This is a genomic window from Arthrobacter sp. 01T425, assembly GCF_056398725.1.
In genome coordinates this window covers 1-12386 of record NZ_JBFTPY010000036.1, presented here as the reverse complement: position 1 = coordinate 12386, position 12386 = coordinate 1, and the positions used below count along the sequence as shown (strand labels likewise).

The window sequence follows — 12386 nt, the reverse complement described above, 5'->3', positions numbered from 1 at the left end:
GGCTCAGCCTACAAATCCCACCTCTGGCGGGACACCTGCCGGGAGCTGAACATCAAGGCGAAGAAGACCAGGCCCTACCGCCCCCAGACCAACGGAAAAATCGAACGCTTCCACCGCACCCTGGCCGACGGGTGGGCATTCAAACGCTTCTACGCCACGGAATCAGCCCGCAGAAACGCCCTCCCGGCATGGCTGCACCACTACAATCACCACAGGCCCCACACCGCAATCGGTGGCCACCCGCCCATCAGCCGCTTAACCAACCTCCCTGGGCAGTACACCTAGGCCTGGCCGGCCTGCCGGCGCGCAGGCAGCGGTGCGGGCCGGACCCGGCGGTAACCCTCGCGCAGCGGCGGACGGTCCGTGGGCAGTTCCTGGATCATTTCCTTCAGCGCCCCGATGCCGTACTCCAGCTGCGGGTCGGTTCCGGCGGCGTAGGCGTGCGGAGGGAAGGTCACCTCGATATCCGGGGTGACGCCGAAGTTTTCCACGCCCCAGCCAACGCCACCGGCGAACCAGGTGGCGTAGCGCGGCTGGGTGACGCCGGTGCCGTCGGCCAGCGCGAAGCGGTTGTCGATCCCGACGACGCCGCCCCAGGTGCGGGTGCCAATGACGGGCCCGATCCCCCGCAGCTTGGAGACCTGCGTGATGATGTCGCCATCGGAGCCGGCGAACTCATCGGTGAGAATGATGACCGGTCCGCGGGGAGCGTGGTGCGGGTACGTCCGCGGCTTTTCCCCGCGCGGCATGCTCCAGCCGGTGACCTTGCGCCCGATAAGTTCGGCCACGAGCTGGGAGGTGTGGCCGCCACGGTTGCGCCGGACATCGACGATCAGTCCGTCCAGGGCCGTTTCGGTGTCGAGGTCGCGGTGGAGTTGTGCCCAGCCGTTGGCCATCATGTCCGGGATGTGCAGGTAGCCGAACGTCCCGTTCGAGGCTTCCCGGACAGTTCGCCGGTTGCCGGAGACCCATTCCTGGTAGCGCAGGCGCTCCTCGTCCTTGACCGGGACCACGGCCACGCGGCGCTGGGCGCCCGCGGCCGCACCATGGCCGGCGCCATTGCGCAGGGTAAGTTCCACGGCGCGGCCGGCCGCGCCGACCAGCTGCATTCCCGGGGTCCGCGTTTGTGTCAGTTCGACGCCGTCAATCGCCAGCAGGACGTCGCCCGGCTTCGCGTCGGCGCCGGGACGGGTCAGCGGCGAAGTGGCCAGCGGGTCAGAGGACTCCCCCGCCAGAATGCGGGTGATTTCCCACCCCTCGCCGGTGAACCCCAGGTCCGCGCCGAGGCGGCCCTGCGGGCTGCTGCCGTTCTCGACAGCGGCCATGGGCCGGACGTAGGCGTGGGAGGTGCCGAGCTCGCCGTGCAGCTCCCACAGCAGGTCCACCAGGTCGTCATGGGAGCCGAGGCGTTCCACCACCGGGCGGTAGCGGGCGTGGACGGACTCCCAGTCCTGGCCGGCCATGTCCTCGGTCCAGAAGAAGTCGCGCTGGAGCCGCCATGCCTCGTCAAAGGCCTGGCCCCACACACTGAGTGGGTCCAGCTGCACCCGGATCCGGCCAAGGTCCACCTTGACCAGCTGGCCGGAGTCCTCATCGGCCTTGGCGGCGGCCGGCGCCAGGCGGATCTGCTTGTCCTGGATGAACACGACCTTTTCGCCGTCGCCGGAGAGCCGGTAGCTGTCCAGGGCCTCAACGATCGTGGCGGTGCGGCGCTTGGCCAGGTCGTAGCGGACCAGGCTCGGCGCCGCGCCCTTGTCCTCGAGGCTGGCCCGGCCCTCACCGGTGGTGCCGGCGAGCTCGCTGTCCAGCCAGAGCAGGGCGCCGGCGACGGCGGTGAGCCCGGCGTAGTTGCCTTGCGGCACCGGGACCCCGATGACGCGGTGGGCCAGGCCCTCGGCGTCGACCCGCACGGACGGCACGGGTTTGGCGGCCGGCTGCGGCCCGGACGCAGCACCCGCTGTTCCGGCGGCACCTGCCGCGGCGTCGGCGTCGAAGTGGAGGTCGACGCTCGGGCCGAAGGGCGAAGGTGTGTCGGCGGCGAGGGCGACGAGGTACGGCTTGATCGGGCTCGGGAAGGACAGATCGAAGGAGTGCCCGTCGTAGACCGGGTCGAAACTGCGGTTGGAGAGGAAGGCGAGGTATTTGCCATCCGGGGTGAACGACGGCGACTCGTCGCGGAACCGGCCGTCGGTGACGTCAATGATCGCAGCTCCGGTGCCGCCGTCGATCCGGGTGATCCGGAGCCGGCTGCGGGACCCGAAGGACGTGACCGGCTCGGACCAGCCGAGCCACGCGGAGTCCGGGGACCATGTGAATCCCTCAATGCTGCCCTCGCCGATGCTGCTCAGCTGGGATATCGTGCCCGTGCGGGTGTCGGCAAGGTAGATATCACCGAACGCCGTGCCGACGGCGAGCCAGCGCCCGTCCGGGCTGGCTTCGATGGCGCTGGTCCGGCTGGGCTTGGGGAAGTCGATCCGCGTCAGCTCATCGGCGGCAGGCGCGGCCTCCACGGCGGCGCCCGCACCGGCCCGGTCGGGCTCGGAGCCGGAGATGGAGCCGGCTGCGTCTGCAGCAGCCGGGGCCGCTGTGACCGGGCCTGACACGGAACCGTTTGCAGCGGCGGGGATTGATCCTGCGCCGGTCAGCGCGGCGGCGGACACCGGCTTCGGCAACTGCATGCCTGCGTCCTCGGCGGAAGCAGCGGGCCGGGCCGTTGACTCGGCAGCGGACTGCACGGCCGGCTGCGGGGCCTTCGATGCTGCCGCAGCCGCTCCGGCCAGGGGCGCCGCAATGGCTTTCAGGTACAGGGCCTCGACGCCGTCGTGGTCGGCGACATAGGCGATCCGGCCCTCGCCGAAGGGCCGCGGCAGCCGTGCCCGGACGCCCGGGGTGGCCTCGAGGACGCGGGAAGGGCCGTCCTTGTGCCGCAGCCAGTGGACGGTTCCGTGGGATTCGACGGCACTGGACGCGCCCGTGCGGTCCGGTACGACGTCGCCAAGGTGCTTCGAGGGCTTCAGCGGGGCGGGCCGGCGCGCCTGCGAGGCGGAACCGAGCACAATGTCGAGCTTGACGGCCTCGGCGTCGAGGCTGGGCAGCAGCCAGAGCTCACCGGCCGATTCGAAGATCACGCGTTCGCCGTCGGTGGCGGCGTGGCGGACATAGAAGTCCTCGTGGTCCGTGTGGCGCCGCAGGTCGCTGCCGTTGGGCAGGACGGAATAGAGGTTTCCGTAACCCTCGTGGTCGGACAGGAACGCGATCCGTCCCTTGACCCACAGGGGGTCCGTGAGGTTTCCGTCCAGCGCGGCAGCGAGCCGGACGAATTCACCGTTTCCGTCGGCGTCGATCCACAGCTTGCCGGCGGCGCCGCCGCGGTAGCGCTTCCACCAGGCCGGCTCACGTGACAGGACACTGGCGAGCACCACAGGGCGTTCATCGCCGACGACGGGGCCGAAGGCCACCGACTCGACCGGGCCGAACGGGAGTTCCTGCGCCCAGCCGCCGGTCACGGGGAGGCTGTAGGCGTGGGTGTGACGGCTGTCGGACTGGCGGAACGCGCTGGTCACCAGGACGTCGCCGTCGGGGGTGAAACCCTTGACCCGGGTGGAAGGGTGGCCGAAGTAGCTCAACTGGCTGTAGCCGCCGCCGTCGACGTTGGCCGTGACGACTTCCGGGGCAGTCCCTTGGACGACGGTCCAGACCAGACGCTTGCCGTCGGGGGTGAAGCGCGGGTTGCGGGCCGGCAATTGCAGGGAGGATACGCGCCAGGCGCGGCCCCCGCCCACGGGTGCAATCCAGACGTCGTCCTCGGCCACAAAGGTGACCAGATCGCCGTGCAGATGCGGGAAACGGAAGTAACTCGAGGGGGTCATCGTTCGATCATAGCCACAACGGTCCTTACGGCCCGGGAGGTTTCGCGGCCGTGCCGGGCATGGTGAGATGGATCATGCGAATCCTTATTGCCGGGGCCTCCGGGCTGATCGGAACTGCCCTTTCGGGTGCACTGCGCCGCGAGGGGCACGACGTCGTCGCCCTGGTCAGGCGTGCCCCTGCGTCCCCAGCCGAGTTCCAGTGGGACCCGGCTGCCGGCCGGATCGACGACACCGCACTGAAGGGCGCGGACGCGGTGGTCAACCTCTCCGGCGCCGGAATCGGCGACCGACCCTGGACCAAGGCGCGGGTCAACGAGCTCCGCGCCTCCCGGCTGGGGGCTACCCGGACCCTCGCGGCCGCCATGGCGCGCACCGACGCGCCGCCCGCCGTGTTCCTGAGCCAGTCGGCCTCCGGTTACTACGGCAACGCCGGTACGGCGGTGCTGCGCGAGAACGCGCCGGCCGGCACCGGCACCCTGTCCCGGATCTGCGTCGACTGGGAGGCCGCGGCGCATGAGGCGCCTGCCGGAGTCCGGGTGGTCACGCCCCGCACCGGCGTCGTCCTGAGCCGTTCCGGCGGCGCACTGGGCCGGCTGTTGCCGCTGCTGCGCCTGGGTGTCGGCGGCCCGCTCGGCGATGGCCGGCAGTTCTGGCCGTGGATCACTCTGCCGGATGTGGCTGCCGCCTTTTCCTTCCTTCTCTCGGCGCCCGTGTCCGGGCCGGTCAACGTCTGCGCCCCCGAAGCCGCAGATGTGAATTCCCTGATCACGCAACTGGCCAGGGCGCTGCACCGGCCGGCGGCGCTGCGGGTACCGGCCCCGGTGCTGCGGCTGGTGATGGGCGATCTCGCCGAAGAACTGCTGCTCGCGAGCCAGCGGCTGGAGCCGGCCGTCCTGGCGGAGAACAGCTTCGCCTGGAAGCACCCGTCCCTCGCCGGGGCCGCCGCCTGGGTGGCAGGGCGCGGCTAGCTGCCGCTATTAGCCGTGCAGCGTCGCGTACCTCCGGAGGAAGAGGGCCAGGGACTCTGCCAGGGCCCTGATCTCGCCCGGATCGACGCTCTCATTCGGTGCATGGATCAGGGCGAGCGGCTCCTCGACGCCGAGCAGGATGATCTCCGCGTCCGGGTAGGTGTCGGCGAAGACGTTGCAGAGCGGGATCGATCCCCCTTGCCCCAGGGTTGTCATGGGCGTGCCGTAGGCCTGGGACATCGCGACGCTCATGGCTTCAAAGGCCGGGCCGCCGACTGCCGCCTGGAATGGCGACCCGATGGCCTCGAGGTCCACCGTGACGTGGACATCCCAGGGCGCGGCCGCCTTGAGGTGGCTGACCAACGCCGTGTGGGCGTCGGCGGCCGCCATGCCCGGCGGGACGCGCAGGTTCAGGCGCGCCGAGGCCCGCGGCGAGATCGCCGCCGTCGAGCCGGTCACCGCCGGGCAGTCGATGCCGAGCACGGTGACCGCGGGCCGTGCCCAGAGCATGTCGGACACGGTGCCGTCCCCCAGCAAGGACACTCCCTCAAGGACGCCGGCGTCGGTGCGGAACTGCCCTGGCGGATAGGGCGCACCGGTCCAGGTCTGGGCGTTGTCCAATCCCATGACCGTCGTGTTGCCTTGCCGGTCCCGCAGTGATGCCAGCATGGCGATCAGTGCGGCGAGCGCGTCGGGGGCAGCCCCGCCAAACATGCCGGAGTGGAGCTCTGACGCCATCGCCTCCACCGTCACCACGACATTGACCATCCCGCGCAGAGTTACGGTCGCGGCGGGGTGGCCCACGGCGGCGTTGCCGGTGTCGCAGACCAGGATGGTGTCGGCACGGAGCAGGTCCGGGTGGCCGGCGACGAACGCCTCGAGCCCGCCGGTGCCCTGTTCCTCCGACCCCTCGACCACCAGCAACAGGTTCACCGGTACGTCACTGCCGAGTGCCCTCAGTGCGAGCAGGTGGGCGAGGATGTTGCCCTTGCAATCGGCGGCGCCGCGGCCGTACCAGCGGCCGTCCACTTCAGTGAGCTCGAAGGGCGGGGTCCGCCATGCCGAGTCATCGAGGGGTGGCTGGACGTCGTAGTGCGCGTAGAGGAGCACGGTGGGCGCGTCCGGATCGGGTCCGGGCCTGGAGCCCACCACCGCGTCGGAGCCGTCCGGGGTCCGTTCGAGGTGCACATCCGTAAATCCGAGTCCGGCGAACTTGTCCAGCACCCATTGGGCAGCCTTGGCACACTCCTCGACGGGAAACTGCCGCGCATCCGCCACCGACCGGATGGCCACAAACTCGGCGAGCTCCTCCCGTGCCGGACCCATCAGATCGGTGATGCGGGCGCGCAGGTCCACGGCTCACGCACCACCCGTGTGGTACGTCTTGAGGTCGTCGATGAACTCCTGGAACTCAGCGAGCTGGTCCGGGCAATAGACCTTGATAATCGCGAGCTCGCCGACGGCGATCCGGGCGTTCCCGATCACCGGCCTGTATCCCGGCCCGGTTGCCCCGTTCGCCAGCTGGCTCAAGAAGGTGGCCCGGCTCAACGCGCTGTTCGGGTTCGCGCAAACGGCACCGCCGTCGTCACCGAGCACCCGAGCTATCTGCTCGCGCGAGGGTGCCGTCCCGCCGGCTGATTCGATCGCCGCGATCAGTTGGTCGGCCTTCGCCAGGGATTGTTGTGTCTCCCTCGCCGACCGGAAATTCAGCAATGCGACGACGGCGAACACCACCAGCAGGATCATGGCAACTATGTAAACGACCGAGCGGCTGCGCCTGGTCGAGGACTCCTGATGCGTGCTCATGACCTAGGTGCCTCCGTCTGAGCGTCTTGCTCCGGCAGCTTCCACGAGGGTTTGCGGAACCTGTAAAAGAGGAACGGCACGAGCAGGCCCAGTCCCAGCGCGCCGCCGGCGACGATCAGGAAATAGACGGCCGGATCGCCGTTGCCAAACTGCGAAGGCGGGACGAACCCGACGAGCAGGGCGGCCAGGGAGGCGGTAAAACCGACGCCGCAGAGCCCAACCAGCATTGGCGCCCGGAAGCCACGCGCGTGGTCCGGGTCGTTGCGGCGCAGCCGGACGGCGGCCACGAACATCAGCAGGTACATGATCAGGTAGACCTGCGTGGTGATCACCGAGAAGATCCAGTACGCGCTGGAAACATCCGGGATCAGCGCGTAGCCAAGCGCGATCACGGTGGTGACGAGCCCCTGGACCACCAGGAGGTTCTGCTGGATGCCGTTCTTGTTCAGTTTCTGCAGGAACGGCAGGAGGTATCCTTCCTCACGCGAGATCAGCAGCAGGCCCTTGGACGGACCGGCCAGCCAGGTCAGCATGCCGCCGAGGGAGGCGGCCACCAGCATGATCCCGAGGATCGGTGTCAGCGCCTGGAGGTTGAAGGAGGCCAGCACCGCGTCAAAGGCCTGCATGACACCGGCTGTGAGGGAGAGTTCATCGGCCGGAACGATCCAACTGATCGCCAGCGCCGGCAGGATGAAGATCAGCAGTACCAGTCCCATGGCCAGGAACATCGACTTCGGATACTCCTTACCCGGGTCCTTCAGCGAGGACACGTGCACAGCGTTCATCTCCATGCCGCTGTAGGACAGGAAGTTATTCACGATCAGCACCAGGCTGGCCAGCCCGGCCCATTCGGGGAAGAAATTCGCCGCGGTCATCGGAGCGGCGGACGGATTGCCCTGGCCGAGGAAGACCACACCCAGGATGACTAGCAGGGCGCCCGGGATCAGGGTGCCGATGATCAGGCCACCGCTGGCCAGGCCCGCCACACCCTTCGTGCCGCGGGATGAGACGTACACGCCGGCCCAGTAGAACACCACGATCACCAAGGCCGTCCACACGCCGCTGCTGGCCAGCGCCGGGTTGAAGACGTAGGCGAGCGTGCTCGCGACGAATCCCAGCAGGGTTGGATAGTAGAAAATCGTCATCGCGAACTGGCACCAGACCGCCAGGAAGCCCATCGGTTTGGAGATTCCGGACGATACCCAGTTGTAGATGCCGCCCTTCCATCCGGAGGCCAGCTCGGCCGACACGAGGGAGGTCGGGAGGAGGAAGACGATCGCGGGAACCACGTAGAGGAAGACTGAGGCGAGGCCGTAGACGGCCATGGTCGGGGCCGCACGGAGACTGGCCACCGAACTCGTGGTCATCAATGCCAGGGCCACCCAGGAGATCCACACGGCCGGTGGTGCCTTCGGCCGGGTCACTGCCTGTTCGCTCACGTGAGCCACACCCTCCAGTGCCCCGTGGTCTGCGCCACGGGCCAGGCGGAGCTAAACCGCCTGGGGCGAGTACTCGTCGGCTTGAACATGCCCACTGCCCCCCCTTATCACAGAAAGTGCTCGGTGCCTACAGCATGGACCTAGGAATTAGCAGGGAATAGTCCCCAACTCCCCTATACGTCAGATCGCCGGGGTGCTAATTTGCGCGGTTTCGGGCGCGCTTCCACAGCAAATCGGTGATCAGCGCCAGTGCAAGGATGACCACCAGCGCGGCGGCGGTGGCGGGTTCATTGACGAGCGTGGTTGTGCAGAACACGACGAACGTTCCCAAGGTCGCAATCAGGGCGATGATAAGCACCAAAAGCTTGGCCCCGGTCTCCCGGTACACCTTGAAGTGGGCCATCGTGACCGCGGAGAAAATGAGCAAGGCCACCGCACTTCCAAGCGACGCGATGCTGTTGAGGTTGAACGCCACCACCATCACCGCCGCGAGGCCGGCCATGACCAGCAGCCCAACCGGCACCTGCCTGCGGCCCACGGAGCGGCCGAAGACCGGTGGAAACTGTCCCACCGAGGCGAGATGCCGGGTCATCCCCACGGAAGGATAGAGGCTGGCGTTCACCGCCCCGGAAGTGGAGAGCAGGGCGGTGATCACCATCAGCACATAGCCGAACTGGCCCAGCGTCGGCTTGGCGGCCTCGGCCAGCGCAGTGGCGCCGTAGGCGACGACCTCGTCGGCGGTCAGGGTCCCGAAAACTCCCAGCGAGACGGCGACGTACACCGTCGTGGCGATCGCCAGCGCCAGATACATGGCGCGGGGCAGTTGACGGGACGGGTCAGGCAGATCCTTCGCGGTAAAGGTGATGACGCCGAACCCGAGGAAGGCGAAGAACGTCAACGCCACGCTCGCGATGATCTCGCGGACGCCCGGGTAGCCGGCCGGATCCAGGAGCGCTGGGTTCCAGTTCGCGATCGTGACAATCGCGAACACGGACAGGATGGCCAGCACCATCTTCACGATCACCGACTGGACTCTTGCGACCGCCGTGGAACCGACCGCGTTCAGGACGGTCATGACCAGGATGAGCGCGACCGCGAACACTTTGGCCCAGCCTGGGTCGCGACCGGTCAGGACTGCACTGGCATATCCACCGAAGGACGACGCCACCATTGCCCCCACGATCGCGCCGGTCACGTAGAACAGCCACGAAACGATGCCTGTAGCGTGCCCCTCCCCGAACCCCCGGGCCAGGTAGGCCAGCATGCCCCCGCCCGATGGGTAAGTCGCGCCGAGCTTCGCGAACGAGTACCCCTGTAGGCCGGCGATGGCGCCCGCCACCAGAAAGGACACCCACACAGCCGAGCCGGCGACAGCGCCGGCTGCGCCCAGCAGCGCGAAGATTCCCGCGCCCACCATGGAACCCACCCCGATGAACGCTGCTTGAATGACGGTCATCTGCTTCTTCGGAACCGTGGTCGACATGGCGTCCCTCTCCGGCGTCAGGCTCTCGCTAGCAGCCGTCTCGGTGGGAGGTTACCACCGCGCCCTGAAGCGTGGAACCCTAGCCGGCTCCGGGCCCCGGAGGTAGCACGTCCTGGATCCGCCAGCGCCCGTCGACGGGCACCAGGACCAGGTGAAGCTGCTGTGCGGAGGCGGCGGGTACTTCGGCCACCGTGGCGCCGTTCCCATCGATTTCCCGGTAAGCGGAAGGTGCAGTGGTGATGGCCACCACTGCCCGGGCGGGGCTGCTCTCCGCGGTGGTCTCGATCCGGGTCAGGGAGGTCGAGAATCCGGCCAGGACGTGGCCGGAGGCGCTGAGCTGCGCTTTGATGCGGCCGTCCGAGGCGGCGGCCGCCGAGTCCGGGGCGTTGACGGCATCGAGCAGGCTGAAGTCGCCGGAGCTCAGTGCCAGTGAACGGAGCCGGGCCAGGCCGCGGACCGCCTCCACCGGGTCGGCGGAGGCCAGGAGTGCCTCAAGGTCGGGAAGGATGGCGGTGGCCCCGCCGTCGGCGGTGGGGGGCGGCGGCCCGCCAACCGGCCCCTCCGCCGGCGCCGCCGGTCCCTCGCGGCCCACGGGACTTCCTGTCTGCACCGGTGCATCGTGGCCGGACACAAACCCTGGAAACAGCCCGGCGACGGCGTCGGAGGCCGGCCCGCCACCGGCCAGCAGCCAGGTGCCGGCCAGCAGGACGGCAGCGGCGAGAGCGGGCAGCAGCGCCCGCCGCGCGGGAGTCCGCCGGAATCCGCGGTGGAGTCCGGTTTTCCGGATAGCGCCTGGGCGCCGGCCCGGGCCGGACTGCACGGCCTTGCGTGTGAGCAGTTGGGGGATGACCGTGGGGTGCACGGAAACCGACAGATCGACGGGCTCCGCCCGGGCGCTGCGGTAGACCATAGCGGCAAACTCCAGCGCCGGGGGACGCTCCCGGCGCTCCCCGCCCAGCCCCGCTTCGAGGGCGGCAACCAACGCTGCCGGAACCTCCGGGACCAGCAGGCTCAGCGGTGGACGATGCGGGCCGGGCTCGGGGGCCCGTCCGGTGAGGCAATACCAGCCCAGGGCGGCCAGGGAGTAAATGTCGCGTTCGGGCTGCAGCCCGGCCCGCACAGCGTCCGACGGGGCGGGATCCTGGAATCCTGCTGTGCCCTCTTCGGCGACCGGAGCGGCGTCGGCCACCATTCGCGCGACGCCGAGATCGGCCAGCAGCGGTTTGCCGTCAGCCGTGAAGAGCACGTTGCCGGGGGCCACATCACCGTGGGTGAAGCCTTGGCCGTGAAGGTATGCCAGGGCCTGCGCGATGGGAGTCAGGACCGTCACCGTTTCGCCGGGACCCAGGCGTCCCCGGCTTCCCACGAGCGTCGCCAGCGAGCCGCCGGGTGCGTAGTCCAGCGCAAGCCCGAGGCCGCTGCCGCCAGAGTCGTGAACCGGCAGGCGCACCACTGCGTGCACGCGAAGCAGGTGGCTGTGTGCCAGGGCGGAGAGGATCCGGACTTCGCGCCGCATGACGTCCCCGGCCTCGGATTCTTCCGGTGCGGCGCGGTCGGCATCGAAGCATTTCAGGGCGAACTCGCGGCCCGTTGACTGTTCGGTCACCAGCCAGACCGTGGCGCTGCCGCCGCGCCCCAGCAGCCGTCCGACGTCGTAACCGGGAACCTGGGGGGCCGCACCGGCGGCCGGCGGGAGATCTTCCATACCCAAGGAATAGTCGATTGCGCGGAATCGTGCAGAAGTTATCCACAGGCATGAGAGCTTAAGCACACAAACGGGAGGTGGGTGCGGCGGGGTCTAAGCTTGATGCCATGACTCTTGAGTTCAAACAGCTGGGTCTCGCCCCGGACTTCGTCGATTACACGCGCGGATGGGACATCCAGCGCGAATTGCATGAAAAGGTCCTCGCGGGCACCGCGCCCAGCACTGTACTGCTGCTCGAACACGCCGCGGTTTACACCGCAGGCAAGCGCACCGAAGACCACGAACGGCCTTTTGACGGAACTCCCGTTGTGGCCGTGGACCGCGGCGGCAAGCTGACGTGGCACGGCCCCGGCCAGCTCATTGGCTACCCCATCATCAAACTGAAGAACAAGGCTGGCATCCGCGACTACGTGGAGCGGCTGGAAGCGGTCATCATCGCCGTCCTGGCGGACTACGGCATCGCCGCCGTCCGGATCAAGGGCCGCGCTGGCGTGTGGATCGAACAGGACGAAAAGGGTCCGGACCGCAAGATCGCGGCCATCGGCATCCGCGTCCACGAAGGTGTCACCATGCATGGCTTCGCGATCAACTGCAACAACGATCTCGCCCCCTACGGCCAGATCATCGCCTGCGGGATCAGCGACGCCGGAGTCACCACGATCGCCCAGGAACTTGGCAGGGACGTCACCCCGGCGGACCTCATGTCGCGGATCACCGAAGAACTGCGCAAGAATGAACAAGCCCTAGTTGCAACCCCAGAAGGAGCTCTACTGTGACACTGGCACCACAAGGCCGGAAGATGCTGCGCATTGAGCAGCGAAACGCGGCCACACCGGTGGAACGGAAGCCGGAATGGATCAAGGCCAAGGTCCAGATGGGCCCGGAGTTCGTCCAGCTCAAGAACCTCGTGAAGAAGGAGGGCCTCCACACCGTGTGTGAGGAGGCCGGCTGCCCGAACATCTTCGAGTGCTGGGAAGACAAGGAGGCCACCTTCCTGATCGGCGGCTCCGAATGCACCCGGCGCTGCGACTTCTGCCAGATCGACACCGGCAAGCCCTCGCCCGTGGACATGTTCGAGCCCACCAAGGTGGCCCGCTCGGTCCAGGCCATGCAGCT

At 68.5% G+C, this 12386-nt stretch carries 9 protein-coding genes and 1 pseudogene; 4 read left to right on the top strand and 6 right to left on the bottom strand.

All coding sequences use genetic code 11. The features are described from left to right. A partial coding sequence (locus tag AC1DNG_RS21705) for an integrase core domain-containing protein (RefSeq protein WP_476888314.1) occupies positions 1–285 on the top strand: 285 nt, incomplete at its 5' end. On the opposite strand, the gene AC1DNG_RS21700 is transcribed toward AC1DNG_RS21705, so the two are convergent. Continuing rightward, entirely contained in the window at positions 282–3869 is a 3588-nt protein-coding gene (locus AC1DNG_RS21700) for a S41 family peptidase (protein WP_476888313.1), read from the bottom strand. The genes AC1DNG_RS21705 and AC1DNG_RS21700 overlap by 4 nt on opposite strands. A 74-nt stretch (positions 3870–3943) precedes the next feature. Here AC1DNG_RS21700 and AC1DNG_RS21695 point away from each other — a divergent pair, with 74 nt between their 5' ends. Then, entirely contained in the window at positions 3944–4837 is an 894-nt protein-coding gene (locus AC1DNG_RS21695; protein WP_476888312.1) for a TIGR01777 family oxidoreductase, read from the top strand. Between the two features lie 9 nt (positions 4838–4846). Here AC1DNG_RS21695 and AC1DNG_RS21690 read toward each other — a convergent pair whose 3' ends face one another. From AC1DNG_RS21690 to AC1DNG_RS21670, 5 genes are all read right to left on the bottom strand, one after another. Next, positions 4847–6193, bottom strand: coding sequence for a M20/M25/M40 family metallo-hydrolase (locus tag AC1DNG_RS21690; RefSeq protein ID WP_476888311.1), 1347 nt, complete (start codon positions 6191–6193; stop codon positions 4847–4849). A gap of 3 nt (positions 6194–6196) precedes the next feature. After that, positions 6197–6643 carry a hypothetical protein gene (locus AC1DNG_RS21685; RefSeq protein ID WP_476870594.1) on the bottom strand — a complete coding sequence of 149 codons (447 nt, stop codon included), beginning with the start codon at positions 6641–6643 and terminating at the stop codon, positions 6197–6199. Then, positions 6640–8082 (bottom strand): glutamate/gamma-aminobutyrate antiporter GadC, encoded by a 1443-nt coding sequence (gene gadC / locus AC1DNG_RS21680; RefSeq protein WP_476888310.1) that lies wholly within the window; start codon positions 8080–8082, stop codon positions 6640–6642. The genes AC1DNG_RS21685 and gadC overlap by 4 nt, the downstream gene beginning before the upstream one ends. 196 nt (positions 8083–8278) lie before the next feature. Further along, positions 8279–9565 carry an APC family permease gene (locus AC1DNG_RS21675; protein WP_476859831.1) on the bottom strand — a complete coding sequence of 429 codons (1287 nt, stop codon included), beginning with the start codon at positions 9563–9565 and terminating at the stop codon, positions 8279–8281. Positions 9566–9644: 79 nt separating this feature from the next. Then, the gene (locus tag AC1DNG_RS21670; RefSeq protein ID WP_476888309.1) at positions 9645–11270 is read right to left on the bottom strand and encodes a serine/threonine-protein kinase; all 1626 of its coding nucleotides are present in this window, start codon (positions 11268–11270) and stop codon (positions 9645–9647) included. Positions 11271–11377: 107 nt separating this feature from the next. On the opposite strand from AC1DNG_RS21670, the gene lipB reads away from it, so the two are divergent. Further along, positions 11378–12046: a lipoyl(octanoyl) transferase LipB gene (gene lipB, locus AC1DNG_RS21665; protein ID WP_230007918.1), complete on the top strand. Its 669-nt coding sequence runs from the start codon at positions 11378–11380 to the stop codon at positions 12044–12046. Beyond that, positions 12043–12386: pseudogene (locus tag AC1DNG_RS21660) on the top strand (lipoyl synthase); the annotation flags it as partial. The gene lipB and the pseudogene AC1DNG_RS21660, both read left to right, overlap by 4 nt.

Coding starts and splice junctions, on each gene's coding strand:
- AC1DNG_RS21675 (WP_476859831.1), bottom strand. CDS start 9,565: ATGTCGACCACGGTTCCGAAGAAGCAGATGACCGTCATTCAAGCAGCG.
- AC1DNG_RS21670 (WP_476888309.1), bottom strand. CDS start 11,270: ATGGAAGATCTCCCGCCGGCCGCCGGTGCGGCCCCCCAGGTTCCCGGT.
- AC1DNG_RS21700 (WP_476888313.1), bottom strand. CDS start 3,869: ATGACCCCCTCGAGTTACTTCCGTTTCCCGCATCTGCACGGCGATCTG.
- lipB (WP_230007918.1), top strand. CDS start 11,378: ATGACTCTTGAGTTCAAACAGCTGGGTCTCGCCCCGGACTTCGTCGAT.
- AC1DNG_RS21685 (WP_476870594.1), bottom strand. CDS start 6,643: ATGAGCACGCATCAGGAGTCCTCGACCAGGCGCAGCCGCTCGGTCGTT.
- AC1DNG_RS21695 (WP_476888312.1), top strand. CDS start 3,944: ATGCGAATCCTTATTGCCGGGGCCTCCGGGCTGATCGGAACTGCCCTT.